This window comes from Neorhizobium sp. 05N33 (genome assembly GCF_056397445.1).
This window is the reverse complement of record NZ_JBFTNK010000006.1, coordinates 184,901-200,291: the sequence shown is the minus strand read 5'-3', so window position 1 is coordinate 200,291 and position 15,391 is coordinate 184,901. Positions and strand designations below refer to the sequence as shown.

Here is a 15,391-nt window from a genome sequence, read left to right as displayed (position 1 = left end):
GACTTTGAATTCTGAACGCCAGATGAACAGAGCATTCAAGGAGGCTTCAGAGCGGCAAGGTTAAGTATCTCTCAAAATGCGGTGGAACCTGTTTGCGCGGTGCGCGTTCAGGCTAACAAGAAGGACAGATGGCGATGATCGCGAGAAGGAAAACGATCATGCTGGACAAGATCACCATGATCAACCTGGTTTGGACGGCCATGATTGCGGTGATGCTGACGGCAACAGTAACCCTTTATCAAGATAAATCCCAATTGGCAGATCTGAATTATCCGCAGGTAACGGGTCGTTATAGCGATCTCTCGTACTACTGAGGCGGATACACGGACCAGAAAGGATCCCCATGTTCGTGACGTTGACAGTACTTGCAGGTTTGATCAGCATCATGTTCGTGGCTTCCGTGGCCTCAACGATTTCCGAGCTCCAGCGCGAACGTGCCGACATGAAGGATTTCAGGGATTTCGCGCGCCGTCACAGCGCATTCTGACGATTTCACTGTAGCGAACCGCCTTCACAGACTTTCCCGTCGCAAGCGGTTCAAACAAAAGCCGGAGGATTTTCATCCTCCGGCTTTTTAGTGTGCCCGGTTTTTAGGGGGAATGCGGCCTATTCGGCCGCACCCTCATCCGTCGGGCCGGCTTCCGGGGCGGCGGCGCCGAGATCACCGGTTTCGCTGACGATTTCCTCCGGCAGGCCATTGCCGTTCTCCTCGTCGCCTTCCGGCTCGCTGATACGCTCGACCGAAACAACCTTCTCGTCTTTCGCCGTCGAGAAGATCGTGACGCCCTTCGTGGCGCGGCTGGCGATGCGGATGCCGTTGACCGGCACGCGGATCAGCACGCCGCCATCGGACACGAGCATGATCTGGTCGTTGTCCTCGATCGGGAAGGCGGCGACCAGTTCGCCGATCTCCGCGGTCTTGGACGTATCGGTGGCGCGGATGCCCTTGCCGCCGCGGCCCGATGTGCGGAAGTCGTAAGAGGACGACCGCTTGCCAAAACCCTTTTCCGAAACCGTCAGCACGAACTGTTCCCGTGCCTTCAATTCCTCGTAACGCTCGTCAGAGAGCTGTCCCTCTTCGGTGACTTCCTCACCCACGAGAGCGATGTCCTCCTCGTCCACGCCAGCGGCGCGACGTTCGGTCGCCGAACGCTTGAGATAGGCCGCACGCTCCCAGGGCTCCGCATCCACATGGCCGACAATGGTCATGGAGATGATGCGGTCGCTGTCGCCAAGCGTGATGCCGCGCACGCCGATCGAATTGCGGCCGGCAAAGACGCGCACGTCACCGACGGGGAAGCGAATGCACTGGCCGAGCGCGGTGGTCAGCAGCACGTCGTCCTGATCGGTGCAGGTCTCGACGGAGAGGATTTCGTCGCCCTCCTCCTCGAGCTTCATGGCGATCTTGCCGTTGCGGTTAACCTGCACGAAGTCAGACAGCTTGTTGCGGCGAACGGTGCCGCGAGTGGTCGAGAACATGACGTCGAGGTTATCCCAGGTCGCCTCGTCCTCGGGCAGCGGCATGATCGTAGTGATGCGTTCGCCGGGTTCCAGCGGCAGCATGTTGATCAATGCCTTGCCGCGGGACTGCGGGGTGCCGATCGGCAGGCGCCAGACCTTTTCCTTGTAGACGATACCGCGCGAGGAGAAGAACAGCACCGGTGTATGGGTATTGGCCACGAACAGGCGCGTGACGAAATCCTCGTCGCGCGTCGCCATGCCGGAACGGCCCTTGCCGCCGCGACGCTGGGCGCGATAGGTGCCGAGCGTGACGCGCTTGATATAACCGAGATGCGAAACGGTGACGACCATGTCCTCGCGGGCAATCAGATCCTCGTCGTCCATTTCGAGACCGGCATCGAGGATCTGCGTACGGCGCGGGGTGCCGAATTCGTCGCGCACGGCGGCGAGTTCGTCCTTGACGATCGTCTGGATGCGCAGGCGCGACGACAGGATGTCGAGATAGTCGCTGATCTCGGCGCCGATCTTGTTAAGTTCGTCACCGATTTCATCGCGGCCGAGAGCCGTCAGGCGGGCGAGACGGAGCTCGAGGATAGCGCGGGCCTGTTCCTCGGACAGATTGTAGGTGCCGTCCTCGTTGATACGGTGGCGGGGATCGTCGATGAGGCGGATCAGCGCATCGACGTCCTGAGCCGGCCAACGACGGGTCATCAACTGCTCGCGCGCCGTCTGCGGATCGGGAGCGCGGCGGATCAGGAGGATGATCTCGTCGATATTGGCGACTGCGATCGCAAGGCCCACCAAGACGTGGGCGCGTTCGCGAGCCTTGCGCAGCAGGTATTTCGTGCGTCGGCTAACCACTTCCTCGCGGAAGGAGACGAAAGCGCGCAGCATGTCGAGCAGCGCGAGCTGTTCCGGCTTGCCGCCGTTCAGTGCCACTATGTTGCAACCGAAGGAGGTCTGCAGCGGCGTGTAGCGATAGAGTTGGTTGAGGATGACGTCGGCATTGGCATCGCGCTTCAGCTCGACGACAACCCGGTAACCCTGGCGGTCGGATTCGTCGCGCAGGTCGGAAATGCCCTCGATACGCTTTTCGCGCACCAATTCGCCGATCTTCTCGACCATGGTCGCCTTGTTCACCTGGAAGGGAACTTCGGTGATGATGATCTGCTCGCGGTCGCCGCGCATCGGCTCGATTGCCGCGACGCCGCGCATGATCACCGAGCCGCGGCCGGTTTCATAAGCGGAACGGATACCGGCCCGCCCGAGGATCAGGGCGCCTGTCGGAAAGTCCGGACCGGGAATGATCTCCATCATTTCCGGCAGCTCGATCGCCGGATTGTCGATCAGGGCGATGCAGCCGTTGATCACTTCCACCAGATTGTGCGGCGGAATGTTGGTCGCCATGCCGACGGCGATGCCGCCTGCGCCGTTGACCAGCAGGTTCGGGAATTTCGCCGGCACCACGACGGGCTCGGAGAGCGTGCCGTCGTAGTTGTCGCGGAAATCGACGGTTTCCTTGTCGAGATCGTCGAGCAGCGCGTGGGCTGCCTTCTCGAGGCGGCATTCGGTGTAACGTTCGGCTGCCGGCGGGTCGCCGTCGATCGAGCCGAAATTGCCCTGACCGTCGATCAGCGGCAGGCGGAGCGACCAGTCCTGCGCCATACGCGCCAGCGCGTCATAGATCGCCGAGTTGCCGTGGGGATGGAATTTACCCATCACGTCCCCGGTCACGCGGGCGCATTTGACGTATTTCTTGTTCCAGTCGATGCCGAGTTCCGACATGCCGTAGAGGATGCGCCGGTGGACCGGCTTCAATCCGTCGCGGACGTCAGGAAGGGCGCGGCTGACGATGACGCTCATGGCGTAATCGAGGTACGACCGCTGCATCTCTTCCATGATGGAAATGGGTTCGATGCCTGGAGGCAGCTTTCCGCCGCCGGGTGTGCTTTGCTCAGTCAAATCGGATCACGATCTCTGTTCGGAATCAGTTTCTTTTTTATAGCGGAAAGCGGTTCCGAGCGCCAATTTCCACAATGGTTTTGAACAGCTTTTGCGGCTTTAACACGGCTTTTGAACAAGGTCGAAACATGCCGCGACGCTGACGGGGTGGGCTTTCTTTCGCTGCCGGCCTGTCCTAACAATCTTCGCATGCGACTGCAAGGATTGCAGCCTGACAGGGAGAGGATATGGCGACCCCCGATATGCTGGTCAATGCCCTGACCACGATGCTCGTGACACTCGACCCGCCCGGTCTGGCGCCGGTCTTTCTGGGCCTGACCGTCGGCATGACTGCCCTCCAGCGCCGCCAGGTCGCATTCCGAGGATCGCTTATCGCCTTCGGCATCCTCGCCGTCTTTGCGCTGTTCGGTTCGAGCGTGCTCGGGCTGCTCGGCATATCGATCGGCGCCTTCCGCATTGCCGGCGGCCTGCTGCTCTTCTGGATCTCCTTCGAAATGGTGTTCGAAAAACGCCAGGAGCGAAAGGAAAAGACATCCCAGGCGGCGATCACCATCGACCACATCCACAATATCGCGGTGTTTCCGCTGGCGTTGCCGCTGATTGCCGGACCCGGCGCGATCTCGGCCACCGTCCTGCTTTCCGGCACCCTGCCCGGCGTTCTAGACCGCGCGCTTTTCATCGGCGTCATCGCGCTGATCATGCTGCTCGTCTATGCGACGCTTTTGGTGGCCGAACGGCTCGACCGTTTCCTCGGGGTCACCGGACGGGCAATCCTCACCCGTCTGCTCGGCGTGATCCTTGCGGCGCTCTCCGTCCAGTTCGTCGTCGACGGGGTGCGCTCAGCCTTCAATCTTTAGGCCCGCACTCTTCGGGTAGGACGCACCCTTCGGTAAGACCTGGGCGACAGAGCGGAATTTTCTGCTAAAACGCGATTCAACCCCACCTCACTCGAAGGTCTCCATGATGCGCCGCATGTTGCGCCGGCTCCTGCCGGAAGCCACCCCCGTCAGTCCCAAGGAAAGATTGCGTGCAGCGCTTGGCGCACTCGCGGGCATTCTGGTGACCGGACTGCTGGGAAGCCTGGCTTTGAAGGCCGATGCAACGCTTCCGGCACTAGTCGCCCCTATGGGTGCTTCGGCCGTGCTGCTGTTTGCAGTGCCTTCCAGCCCGCTTGCACAGCCCTGGTCGATCCTCGGCGGCAATATCGTCGCAGCCCTGGTCGGCGTGACCGCCGCTCTTTTGATAACCAATCCGTTCCTGGCCTCGGCGGTGGCGATCGCCGTTGCCATCGCGGCGATGATGACGCTTCGCTGCCTGCATCCCCCGAGCGGCGCGATCGCGCTGACCGCAGTGCTCGGCGGACCGACGATCCATGAACTCGGATACGGTTTCGTGATTTGGCCGGTCGCCGGCAATTCGCTTATCCTGCTGCTGATCGCGCTGGCCTTCAACAATCTGACAGGACGTCGTTACCCGCACGCGGCCAAGCCGGCGGCGGCCGATCACGGCACGAGAGATCCCGCCTCGATCCAGCGCATCGGCTTCACCTCCGCCGACCTCGATGATGTCCTGAAAGAATACGACGAATTCCTGGATATCGACCGCGACGACCTCGAAACGATCCTGCGGCGGACGGAATTACGCTCCTATCGCCGGCGCGCCGGCCACCTCGATTGCGCCAGCATCATGTCCCGCGATGTGGTGGCGGTCGCACCGGACAATACGCTGAAGGAGGCGCACGACCTGATGCGCGCCCACCATTTCAAGGCCCTGCCGGTTACCAACGACAGGGCGGAAGTGGTTGGCATCGTCACTCAGACAGATTTTCTCGACAAGGCGAACTGGACGAGAGGCCGGCCGAAAATCGGTTTTGCCCAACGTGTGCGCCTCGTTCTGTCGGGCGCCAGCGCGCCGAACGACACGGTCAAGGACATCATGACGGCGCCGGTCAGGACGGTTGGCCCGACCACGCCGATCGCAGACGCTATCGTCATCTTCGCCGAGGAGGGGCTGCACTACCTGCCGGTCACCCGGGAGAACAACAAACTGGTGGGCATTCTATCGCAATCAGACGTCCTGGTCGCGATGCTCGCCGACAAGGCGGCCGCCTGAACAACAATTCAGGCAGCTGCCGTTTCAGAGATCGATGGTAACCGACAGATCAGAACGGGATGTCGTCGTCGAGATCACGGGAGAAATTGCCGCCTGCCGGCTGACCGCCGGAGGACTGACCGCCGCGGCTCGCACCGCCCGCAGCAGGCCGGCGCTCGTAATCGTCGCCGCCGCCAAAATCGTTGCCGCCGAAGTCATTGCCGACACGATTGCCGCCAGCACCACCACGGTCGCCGCCGCCCTCGCCGCGACCGTCCAGCATGGTCAGCGTCGAGTTGAAGCCCTGAAGCACGATTTCCGTCGAATAACGGTCGTTGCCGGTCTGGTCCTGCCACTTGCGGGTCTGCAGTGCGCCTTCGATATAGAGCTTGGCGCCCTTTTTCACATATTGCTCGACGACCTTGCAAAGGCCTTCGTTGAAGACGACGACCGTATGCCATTCGGTCTTCTCGCGGCGTTCACCGTTGTTGCGATCGCGCCAGGTTTCGGACGTGGCGATGCGAAGGTTGGCGATCGGCCGGCCGTCCTGCGTCCGGCGGATTTCAGGATCAGCCCCCACATTCCCCACCAGGATTACCTTGTTCACACTACCAGCCATATTCATCACCTCATCTGCCGCCCGGTAACGGCACCAAAAATCAATCGCGGCACTCTAGCCCATTGGGGCCAGCCATTGGGCTTTTGCGATCTTTAATCCACAGGCAAATTTGTTCTTTATTTGTTCTATTTTATTCCTATAGTGCTGTCAACCGACTCGGGAACGGCGCCGCATCGCAGCAGTTTCGTCTCGACAGCCGCGGATCAATCACTACATAAGGACCTTCAATCCTCCCGAGAGCATGAAGATGAGCGAACTGAAGAGCATTTCTATACGTGGTGCGCGCGAGCACAATTTGAAGGGCATCGATCTCGATTTGCCCCGCAATTCGCTGATCGTCATGACCGGCCTGTCGGGCTCGGGCAAGTCTTCGCTCGCCTTCGACACGATTTATGCGGAAGGCCAGCGGCGTTATGTCGAAAGCCTTTCGGCCTATGCGCGCCAGTTCCTGGAAATGATGCAGAAGCCGGATGTCGACCAGATCGACGGACTTTCCCCGGCGATCTCGATCGAGCAGAAGACGACGTCGCGCAATCCGCGCTCGACGGTCGGCACTGTCACCGAAATTTACGACTACATGCGCCTGCTTTTTGCGCGCGTCGGCGTGCCCTATTCGCCGGCGACCGGCCTGCCGATCGAAAGCCAGACGGTCAGCCAGATGGTCGACCGCATCCTCGCCTTCGAGGAAGGCACGCGTCTTTATATTCTGGCACCGATGATCCGCGGACGCAAAGGCGAGTACAAAAAGGAACTCGCCGACCTGATGAAAAAGGGGTTCCAGCGCGTCAAGGTCGACGGCCAGTTCTACGAGATCGCCGACGTTCCGGCGCTCGACAAGAAATACAAGCACGATATCGATATCGTCGTGGACCGGCTCGTGGTTCGCTCCGATATTGCCGCGCGTTTGGCCGATAGTCTCGAAACCTCGCTGAAGCTGGCCGACGGGCTGGCGGTTGCCGAGTTCGCCGACAAACCCCTGCCGCCGGAAGAGACTTCGGCCGGCGGATCCGCCAACAAGTCCCTCAACGAGACGCACGAACGGGTGCTGTTTTCTGAAAAGTTCGCCTGCCCCGTTTCCGGATTCACCATTTCGGAAATCGAGCCGCGGCTGTTTTCGTTCAACAATCCCTTTGGCGCCTGCCCGACCTGCGATGGTCTCGGCTCGCAACAGAAGGTGGACGAAGCGCTGATCGTGCCGGAACCTGCCCGGACGCTGCGCGACGGCGCGATTGCGCCATGGGCGAAATCCACGTCGCCCTATTACAATCAGACGCTCGAAGCACTGGGCAAGGTTTTCGATTTCAAGCTGTCCAGCCGCTGGAACGAGCTTTCTGCGGAGGCGCAGAAAGCCATCCTCGAGGGCACCGAGGAAAAGATCGAATTCCACTATGCCGACGGCGCCCGCTCCTACAAGACGGTCAAGAATTTCGAAGGCATCGTGCCGAACCTCGAGCGCCGCTGGAAGGAAACCGACAGCGCCTGGGCGCGCGAGGAGATCGAACGGTACATGTCGGCAGCCCCCTGCCCGGCCTGCAACGGCTATCGCCTGAAGCCGGAGGCACTCGCCGTAAAGATCAACAAGCTGCATATCGGCCAGGTCACCGAGATGTCGATCCGGATCGCGCGCGACTGGTTCGAGGTGCTGCCGGAACAGTTGAACGCCAAGCAGAACGAGATCGCGGTCCGCATTCTGAAAGAGATCCGCGAGCGCCTGCGGTTCCTGAACGACGTCGGCCTCGATTATCTCAGCCTGTCGCGCAATTCCGGCACGCTCTCCGGCGGCGAAAGCCAGCGCATCCGGCTTGCCTCGCAGATCGGCTCCGGCCTGACCGGCGTGCTCTACGTGCTCGATGAGCCGTCGATCGGCCTGCACCAGCGCGACAATGCCCGCCTGCTCGACACGCTGAAACACCTGCGCGATATCGGCAATACGGTGATTGTCGTCGAGCATGACGAAGACGCGATCATGAGTGCCGACTACGTGGTCGATATCGGTCCTGCGGCCGGCATTCATGGCGGACAGGTGGTGGCCGAAGGCACGCCCAGCGAGGTAATGGCCAATCCGAAATCGCTGACCGGCAAATATCTGTCGGGCGAACTCGGCGTGCCGGTACCGGCGGAGCGCCGCAAGCCCAAGAAGGGCAAGGAAATCAAGGTTTTTGGCGCCCGCGGCAATAACCTCAAGAATGTCACCGCCGCCATTCCGCTCGGCGTGTTCACCGCTGTGACAGGCGTGTCCGGCGGCGGCAAGTCGACCTTCCTGATCGAGACGCTTTACAAATCCGCCGCGCGCCGCGTCATGGGCGCCCGCGAAATCCCGGCAGAGCACGACAGGATCGACGGTTTTGAACATATCGACAAGGTGATCGATATCGACCAGTCACCGATCGGCCGGACGCCGCGCTCAAACCCCGCCACCTATACCGGCGCCTTCACGCCGATCCGCGACTGGTTTGCCGGCTTGCCGGAGGCAAAGGCCCGCGGCTACCAGCCGGGCCGTTTCTCGTTCAACGTCAAGGGCGGCCGCTGCGAGGCCTGCCAGGGCGACGGCGTCATCAAGATCGAGATGCACTTCCTGCCCGACGTCTACGTCACCTGCGACGTCTGCCACGGCAAGCGCTACAATCGCGAAACGCTCGACGTCACCTTCAAGGGCAAGTCGATCGCCGACGTGCTCGACATGACGGTCGAGGAAGGCGTCGAGTTCTTCTCGGCGGTACCTGCGGTGCGCGACAAGCTGCAGTCGCTCTTCGAGGTCGGCCTCGGGTACATCAAGGTGGGCCAGCAGGCCAATACGCTTTCGGGTGGCGAGGCGCAGCGCGTCAAGCTAGCGAAGGAACTGTCGAAACGTTCGACGGGGCGCACGCTTTATATCCTCGACGAGCCGACGACCGGGCTGCATTTCCATGATGTCGCCAAGCTTCTGGAAATGCTGCAGGAACTGGTGAACCAGGGCAATTCCGTGGTGGTCATCGAGCATAATCTCGAGGTCATCAAGACGGCCGACTGGATCATCGATATCGGCCCTGAAGGCGGCACAGGCGGCGGCGAAGTGATCGCGGCCGGCACGCCCGAGCAGATTGTCAAGGAAAAGCGGTCCTATACCGGCCAATTCCTGAAGGAACTGCTGGAGCGTCGGCCGGTCAAGAAGGTGGAAGCGGCGGAGTGAATCTCTGCATGTGGGAGGGAATTGATGACCAAAGCCGGCACTATTCGCACGGGCATCGGCGGCTGGACCTTCGAGCCTTGGGAAGGCACGTTCTATCCTGAAAAACTGGCGAGGAAGAAGCAGCTCGAATATGCTGCCAGCAAACTGAAGGTGATCGAGGTCAACGGCACCTATTACGGATCGCAGAAGCCGGAGACCTTTGCCAAATGGGCATCCGAGGTTCCAGACGGCTTCATCTTTTCGCTGAAGGCCAGCCGCTTCACTACCAACCGCAAGGTTTTGGCCGAGGCGGGGGAGTCGATCGAAAAATTCCTGACCCAGGGTCTGACCGAGCTCGGCGATCATCTCGGGCCGCTGCTCTGGCAGTTCGCGCCGACCAAGAAGTTCGAGGCGGACGATTTCGAAGCCTTCCTGAAATTGCTGCCGAACAGGCTGGACGGGCTGAAGCTGACCCATGTGGTCGAGGTCCGCAACGACACGTTCAAGGTGCCGGAATTTATCGCGCTGCTGGCGAAATATAATATCGCGCCGGTCTGTGCCGACCATTTCGACTATCCGATGATCGCGGATGTCACGGCGGATTTCGTCTACACGCGCCTGCAAAAAGGCTCGGACGACATCAAGACCTGCTACGCCGAAGATGACATGAAGGCCTGGGCGAAAAGGCTGGAAACCTGGGCCGAGGGCGGCGTGCCGGACGACCTGCCGCTGGTCGACGACAAACATAAGCCGAAGAAGGAGCCACGCGACGTCTTCGCCTTCTTCATCCACGAGGGCAAGGTGAACGCTCCCTATGGCGCGATGGCGATGCGCGAACTTCTGGAAAGCCGCAGCTAGAGATCCAGCCGTACGCCGGCATGGGTAGCGAGATCTTCGGCAGTCATGCCCCTGCCCGCCCGCTTGCCGGCTTCGCCATGCAGGTAGACGCCCGCAGCGGCCGCCTCGAATGCGGTCATGCCTTGGGCGAGTAATGCGCCGATCATGCCCGCGAGCACATCTCCGGAACCGGCAGTCGCCAGCCACGGCGGTCCGTTGGTATTGATGTAGGCGCGTCCGTCGGGGCTGGCGATCACCGTGTCGGCACCCTTGTAGACAATGGCAGCGTGAGCGCGGGCGGAAGCCGCCACCGCCTTTTCCACCTTGCTCAGATTGTCATCCGCGGCGATGTCGGGAAATAGCCGGGCGAACTCGCCCTCGTGCGGCGTCAGGACCAGATGGGGCTCTCCGCCGGCAAAGGCATCGAACAGGTCCGAGGGCTTTTCCTTGAAGGAGGTAATGCCGTCGGCGTCGAGCACCAGGGGGCGGTCCTTCAACGCCAGTGCAAATTGCCTCGCCTTCTTGCCGATGCCGAAACCCGGTCCGAGCACGAAAGCGGCAAGTTTTGCCGTGCGAAGCCAGTTTTCCAGGTCTTTGAGCGTGTCCACCCGGTGCAGCATGATCGCGGTCAGCGAGGCCGCGTTGACCGGCATGGCGTCCTCCGGCGAACCGACCGTCACCAGCCCTGCCCCGGCCCTCAGGCCCGCGGTTGCCGAAAGGCGGGCGGCCCCGGTTTTGCCGGCTTCGCCGGAAAACACGGCCAGATGTCCCCGTCGGTATTTATGGGTCTCACTTCCCGGCTCGATCAGGAGACCGCGCCACAATTCAGGGCAATTCTCTTTCGTCCTGCCGGCAACCTCGCGAATGATGCGGGCTGGAATGCCGATATCGAAAACCTCGACGTCACCGCAGAGAGACCTGCCCGGCAGCAGCAGGTGGCCCGGCTTGCGGGCCATGAAAGTGACCGTATGGGCGGCCTGAAAGGCGGCGCAGAGCGGCACGCCCCGCCTCCCGCAGAGACCGGACGGCAGGTCCACCGCAAGAACCGATATCCCCGCCTCGCCGATCTTGCGGATCACCTCCGCGACAATGTCCGGCACTTCGCGCGTCAGGCCGGCACCGAACAGCGCGTCGACCACCACGTCACCGGTCCGCGGCTGATAGGCTTCGAGCGGTTTCGACGGCAGGCCGCAGAGGTCGCGCGCCCTTCTTGCATCGCCTTTCAGTGTTCTGGGATCGCCGAGATGATGGACGTCAACGGCGGCGCCTGCTTCGGCAAGCGCGCGGGCCGCGACATATCCGTCCCCCCCATTGTTTCCGGGACCGCAGAGTGCGACAAAACGCAACGCGCCGGGAAAATGCCGAAGCGCGGCGGCAGAAATCGCGCGGCCTGCCCTGTCCATCAGGTCGAAGGACGGAATGCCGGATCGGGCAGAGGCGGCATCCGCCGCCGTCATCTCGTCAGGCGTCAGCAGCAGTGAAACAAGCGAAGCATCCATAGCGCTATTGAACGGAAAGATGATCAGAAAACAAGCGCCACTTCTCTAGCCAGAATGGCATAAAAATTATGCAATTGCCTAAATAAGTGACTTCGCCTTGACTATATTCGATATCACTTAAGTTCCGAAAAAACTTCAAAAAACTCCGATTCTTGTGTCGCAACGCACAAATTTCGAGAAAAACGGAAGCAGTTTTGCCACTGAACCTGCTGTTTTATGGGGAATCGGTGCAAAACCGCATTGTTTTTTTGAAAGTGCCATGTGAGTTTGGCACGATAACTGCATTGGCATGGGCGAGCGGGTAACGGCCTGCTTCAAGAGAGAAGCGGAGATATAGTTTCTCATGAAAAAGATCGAAGCGATCATCAAGCCTTTCAAGCTCGACGAAGTGAAGGAAGCCCTTCAGGAAGTCGGCTTGCAGGGGATCACAGTGACCGAAGCCAAGGGCTTTGGCCGCCAGAAGGGCCATACGGAGCTCTATCGCGGCGCTGAATACGTCGTCGACTTTCTGCCCAAGGTGAAGGTCGAGGTCGTCCTGGCGGACGAGAATGCGGATGCGGTCATCGAGGCGATCCGCAACGCTGCACAGACTGGACGGATCGGAGACGGCAAGATATTCGTCTCCAACATCGAGGAAGTCATTCGCATCCGCACCGGTGAAACGGGCGTGGACGCCATCTAAACGCCCGCAAAATACCGCCCCAAGGCCAAAGGCCGGGGTTTCATCGTCATCGTACATCGAGGAGGTCATATGACGAGCGCAAGCGAAATCATGAAACAAATCAAGGAAAACGACGTCAAGTTCGTGGACCTGCGCTTTACCGACCCGAAGGGCAAGCTGCAGCATGTGACCATGGACGTCGTCTGCGTCGATGAGGACATGTTTGCCGATGGCGTCATGTTCGACGGTTCCTCGATCGGCGGCTGGAAGGCCATCAACGAGTCGGACATGGTGCTGATGCCGGATCCGGCGACGGTCCACATGGACCCCTTCTTCGCTCAGTCGACCATGGTCATCTTTTGCGACATTCTCGATCCGATTTCGGGCGAAGCCTATAACCGCGATCCGCGCGGCACCGCCAAGAAGGCCGAAGCCTATTTGAAGGCATCCGGTATCGGCGATACGGTATTTGTCGGCCCCGAGCCGGAATTCTTCGTCTTCGACGACGTCAAGTACAAGGCCGATCCTTATAACACCGGCTTCAAGCTCGACTCGTCGGAACTGCCGTCGAACGACGACACCGATTACGAGACTGGCAACCTTGGTCACCGTCCGCGCGTCAAGGGTGGCTATTTCCCGGTTCCGCCGGTCGACAGCCTCCAGGACATGCGCTCCGAAATGCTGACGGTGCTCGCCGAAATGGGCGTGGTCGTCGAAAAGCATCACCACGAAGTGGCTTCTGCCCAGCACGAGCTCGGCGTCAAGTTCGACACGCTGGTGCGCAACGCCGACAAGATCCAGATCTACAAGTACGTCGTGCACCAGGTCGCCAATGCCTATGGCAAGACCGCGACCTTCATGCCGAAGCCGATCTTCGGCGACAACGGCTCTGGCATGCACGTGCACCAGTCGATCTGGAAGGACGGCAAGCCGACCTTCGCCGGCGACGAATATGCCGGCCTTTCCGAAAGCTGCCTCTTCTATATCGGCGGCATCATCAAGCATGCCAAGGCAATCAACGCCTTCACCAATCCGACGACGAACTCCTACAAGCGTCTCGTCCCGGGTTATGAAGCGCCGGTTCTGCTTGCCTATTCCGCTCGTAACCGCTCGGCTTCGTGCCGCATTCCGTTCGGCACCGGGCCAAAGTCGAAGCGTGTCGAAGTCCGTTTCCCGGACCCGCTGGCAAACCCGTATCTGGCCTTCGCCGCCATGCTGATGGCCGGCCTCGACGGCATCAAGAACAAGATCCATCCCGGCAAGGCCATGGACAAGGATCTCTACGACCTGCCGCCGAAGGAGCTGAAGAAGATCCCGACCGTCTGCGGCTCTCTGCGCGAAGCGCTCGAAAACCTCGATCGCGACCGCAAGTTCCTGACCGCCGGCGGCGTCTTCGACGACGATCAGATCGACGCCTATATCGAGCTCAAAATGGTGGAAGTCATGCGCTTCGAAATGACGCCGCATCCGGTCGAGTTCGACATGTATTACTCGGCCTGATCCGGTCAGCGCCTCGTGAAACTGGAAACGGCGGGTCACAAGCCCGCCGTTTGTCGTTCCATGGCAGCGATATCTCTTCAGCGAATTTTTCGAAGCATAGTTACGCACCCGGCATGGTGCTCGTTGTGGGCGGCGCAGTCCTGGCGACGAAAGGGCCGTGGAGGCTCACTAGGCCTTAAGTCTATCCGTGGAACGAAGTGGGCCCGCCTGCATTAATCTCTTGATGTCGGAGAATTTTATTCCCACATTAGGATGCGAAAGGACATCGCACCATGAAACAACGCAACGCTAAATTCACCATCGGAGAAGTGGTCCGCCACAAGGTTTTTCCGTTTCGGGGCGTCGTGTTCGATGTGGATCCGGAATTCGCCAATACGGAAGAATGGTGGAATTCCATTCCCGCAGAAATCCGGCCGAACAAGGACCAGCCCTTCTATCATCTCCTCGCGGAGAATGACGAGACGGAATATGTCGCCTATGTTTCAGAGCAGAACCTGGAGCATGACGAAAATGATGCCCCGCTGCGCAATCCGCAGGTCTACCAGATCTTCGATCGCGGACCATCGGGCCAGTTGAAGCCCAAGATCATACTGGCCCACTAAACTCCATTCCGAGAACTGGAAAGGCGTCGGCATCCCAGCCGGCGCTTTTTTGTGTCCGGAATCAGAAAGCCCGGCGCGTGGCCGGGCTTTGAAATTGTCTGGCTCCCGCTGAAAGCTTACTGGCCCTGCTTTGCAGCGTTCTGGGCGTCTTCCAGCTTCTTGCGGGTTTCTTCCGCCTTGCGCTGCATGCCTTCTTCAAGGCTGCGCTGGCTCTGGGCGATCTGTTCCTGCGGCATGGCCGGGCCATCAAAGATGCCGGTAAAGCCGGTCAGCGGAACCTTGATCGGGTTCGGAGCGCGACGGAAATTGATCGAGGTGAAGACCACCTCGCTGCCCTTCTTGAGGCTGGCGATCATCGCGTCCGTCAGCGGCACCTCGGCGGTGCACTTGTCCGGAAGGCAGACGATATAATCGAGCTTCTGGCCCTTGCCGCCATCGATCTGCATGACGATGCCGGGCGGCACGAGGCGCGCGGTCGGTACAGAGACCTGCATGATCTTGCGGTTGACCTTGCCTTCGACCGTGATCAGGCCGACGGCGGTGATGAGCTGACCGTTCTGGGCAGCAATGATGTTCTGCACGACGCAGAGGTCGCTGTCGTCCTGCTTTGTGCAGGTCTTGAACCAGCCGAGCGGCGGTGCGCCAGGAGCCCCCGCGGCCGGAGCATCCTGTGCAAGAGCTGCAACCGGCAGCGCGATTGCGCCGGCCGAAAGAGCGAGAGCAGACATTGCCGTCCGCAGAACTTGGGTTGCCTTAAGCATCATAACGAGATCCGTCTCCTGAAATCAGCTGGGTACGGCAGACGCCGTCAACTCCCTCGGGGTGTCCTACTGCCTGTGACCTGTCGGTCAAATGAGGCAATTGAATGACCCGCCCGTCTGGCCAACCTGTTACATCGGGCAGGCATCGATATCCAGTCCCTCTTTCGTATTTTTTGACAAGGAGTTAATGCCGCCGATCACTCTTTTGCACATGGCGGTGGTTGGTGGGCCTGATGGCATGCGCTATTTT

13 protein-coding genes are annotated in these 15,391 nt (G+C 60.4%); 9 read left to right on the top strand and 4 right to left on the bottom strand.

Annotation, left to right across the window (positions count from 1 at the left end):
• Positions 1-158 precede the first annotated feature (158 nt).
• Both AC1DLT_RS17555 and AC1DLT_RS17550 read left to right on the top strand, forming a co-directional pair.
• A complete protein-coding gene (locus AC1DLT_RS17555; RefSeq protein WP_155414821.1) occupies positions 159-314 on the top strand; it encodes a hypothetical protein in 156 nt (51 codons plus the stop codon).
• Positions 315-343: 29 nt separating this feature from the next.
• On the top strand, positions 344-487 hold the full coding sequence (locus AC1DLT_RS17550) for a hypothetical protein (RefSeq protein WP_247033037.1): 144 nt from the start codon (positions 344-346) through the stop codon (positions 485-487).
• A 119-nt stretch (positions 488-606) separates the two neighbouring features.
• Here AC1DLT_RS17550 and gyrA read toward each other — a convergent pair whose 3' ends face one another.
• Complete coding sequence (gene gyrA / locus AC1DLT_RS17545) at positions 607-3,423, bottom strand: DNA gyrase subunit A (RefSeq protein ID WP_477487560.1); 2,817 nt, start codon at positions 3,421-3,423, stop codon at positions 607-609.
• Positions 3,424-3,650: 227 nt separating this feature from the next.
• Here gyrA and AC1DLT_RS17540 point away from each other — a divergent pair, with 227 nt between their 5' ends.
• Together AC1DLT_RS17540 and AC1DLT_RS17535 are read left to right on the top strand one after the other, a co-directional pair.
• Complete coding sequence (locus AC1DLT_RS17540) at positions 3,651-4,280, top strand: MarC family protein (protein ID WP_038542993.1); 630 nt, start codon at positions 3,651-3,653, stop codon at positions 4,278-4,280.
• Positions 4,281-4,386: 106 nt separating this feature from the next.
• Positions 4,387-5,535: an HPP family protein gene (locus tag AC1DLT_RS17535; RefSeq protein ID WP_038549199.1), complete on the top strand. Its 1,149-nt coding sequence runs from the start codon at positions 4,387-4,389 to the stop codon at positions 5,533-5,535.
• 49 nt (positions 5,536-5,584) lie between these two features.
• Here the strand turns inward: AC1DLT_RS17535 and AC1DLT_RS17530 are convergent, their stop codons facing one another.
• On the bottom strand, positions 5,585-6,133 hold the full coding sequence (locus AC1DLT_RS17530) for a single-stranded DNA-binding protein (RefSeq protein ID WP_007763736.1): 549 nt from the start codon (positions 6,131-6,133) through the stop codon (positions 5,585-5,587).
• Positions 6,134-6,380: 247 nt separating this feature from the next.
• Between AC1DLT_RS17530 and uvrA the strand changes: the two genes are divergently transcribed.
• Together uvrA and AC1DLT_RS17520 are read left to right on the top strand one after the other, a co-directional pair.
• The gene (uvrA, locus tag AC1DLT_RS17525; RefSeq protein WP_038549195.1) at positions 6,381-9,302 is read left to right on the top strand and encodes an excinuclease ABC subunit UvrA; all 2,922 of its coding nucleotides are present in this window, start codon (positions 6,381-6,383) and stop codon (positions 9,300-9,302) included.
• Positions 9,303-9,326: 24 nt separating this feature from the next.
• A complete protein-coding gene (locus tag AC1DLT_RS17520; RefSeq protein ID WP_477487559.1) occupies positions 9,327-10,139 on the top strand; it encodes a DUF72 domain-containing protein in 813 nt (270 codons plus the stop codon).
• Here the strand turns inward: AC1DLT_RS17520 and AC1DLT_RS17515 are convergent.
• The gene (locus AC1DLT_RS17515; protein ID WP_477487558.1) at positions 10,136-11,617 is read right to left on the bottom strand and encodes an NAD(P)H-hydrate dehydratase; all 1,482 of its coding nucleotides are present in this window, start codon (positions 11,615-11,617) and stop codon (positions 10,136-10,138) included. The two genes, AC1DLT_RS17520 and AC1DLT_RS17515, sit on opposite strands and share 4 nt — an antisense overlap.
• A gap of 343 nt (positions 11,618-11,960) precedes the next feature.
• On the opposite strand from AC1DLT_RS17515, the gene AC1DLT_RS17510 reads away from it, so the two are divergent.
• From AC1DLT_RS17510 to hspQ, 3 genes are all read left to right on the top strand, one after another.
• The gene (locus AC1DLT_RS17510) at positions 11,961-12,299 is read left to right on the top strand and encodes a P-II family nitrogen regulator (RefSeq protein WP_038542987.1); all 339 of its coding nucleotides are present in this window, start codon (positions 11,961-11,963) and stop codon (positions 12,297-12,299) included.
• Between the two features lie 69 nt (positions 12,300-12,368).
• Entirely contained in the window at positions 12,369-13,778 is a 1,410-nt protein-coding gene (gene glnA, locus AC1DLT_RS17505; RefSeq protein ID WP_037087011.1) for a type I glutamate--ammonia ligase, read from the top strand.
• 272 nt (positions 13,779-14,050) lie between these two features.
• Positions 14,051-14,380, top strand: a complete 330-nt coding sequence (hspQ, locus tag AC1DLT_RS17500; protein WP_007753924.1) for a heat shock protein HspQ — start codon at positions 14,051-14,053, stop codon at positions 14,378-14,380.
• A gap of 116 nt (positions 14,381-14,496) precedes the next feature.
• Here the strand turns inward: hspQ and AC1DLT_RS17495 are convergent, their stop codons facing one another.
• Entirely contained in the window at positions 14,497-15,144 is a 648-nt protein-coding gene (locus AC1DLT_RS17495; protein ID WP_038542985.1) for an invasion associated locus B family protein, read from the bottom strand.
• Positions 15,145-15,391: the final 247 nt, after the last annotated feature.

Excerpts from the sequence above, each read along its gene's own strand:
- AC1DLT_RS17555 (WP_155414821.1), top strand. The coding sequence starts at position 159 with ATGCTGGACAAGATCACCATGATCAACCTGGTTTGGACGGCCATGATT.
- AC1DLT_RS17550 (WP_247033037.1), top strand. The coding sequence starts at position 344 with ATGTTCGTGACGTTGACAGTACTTGCAGGTTTGATCAGCATCATGTTC.
- AC1DLT_RS17540 (WP_038542993.1), top strand. The coding sequence starts at position 3,651 with ATGGCGACCCCCGATATGCTGGTCAATGCCCTGACCACGATGCTCGTG.
- AC1DLT_RS17535 (WP_038549199.1), top strand. The coding sequence starts at position 4,387 with ATGCGCCGCATGTTGCGCCGGCTCCTGCCGGAAGCCACCCCCGTCAGT.
- AC1DLT_RS17530 (WP_007763736.1), bottom strand. The coding sequence starts at position 6,133 with ATGGCTGGTAGTGTGAACAAGGTAATCCTGGTGGGGAATGTGGGGGCT.
- uvrA (WP_038549195.1), top strand. The coding sequence starts at position 6,381 with ATGAGCGAACTGAAGAGCATTTCTATACGTGGTGCGCGCGAGCACAAT.
- AC1DLT_RS17520 (WP_477487559.1), top strand. The coding sequence starts at position 9,327 with ATGACCAAAGCCGGCACTATTCGCACGGGCATCGGCGGCTGGACCTTC.
- AC1DLT_RS17515 (WP_477487558.1), bottom strand. The coding sequence starts at position 11,617 with ATGGATGCTTCGCTTGTTTCACTGCTGCTGACGCCTGACGAGATGACG.
- AC1DLT_RS17510 (WP_038542987.1), top strand. The coding sequence starts at position 11,961 with ATGAAAAAGATCGAAGCGATCATCAAGCCTTTCAAGCTCGACGAAGTG.
- glnA (WP_037087011.1), top strand. The coding sequence starts at position 12,369 with ATGACGAGCGCAAGCGAAATCATGAAACAAATCAAGGAAAACGACGTC.
- hspQ (WP_007753924.1), top strand. The coding sequence starts at position 14,051 with ATGAAACAACGCAACGCTAAATTCACCATCGGAGAAGTGGTCCGCCAC.
- AC1DLT_RS17495 (WP_038542985.1), bottom strand. The coding sequence starts at position 15,144 with ATGATGCTTAAGGCAACCCAAGTTCTGCGGACGGCAATGTCTGCTCTC.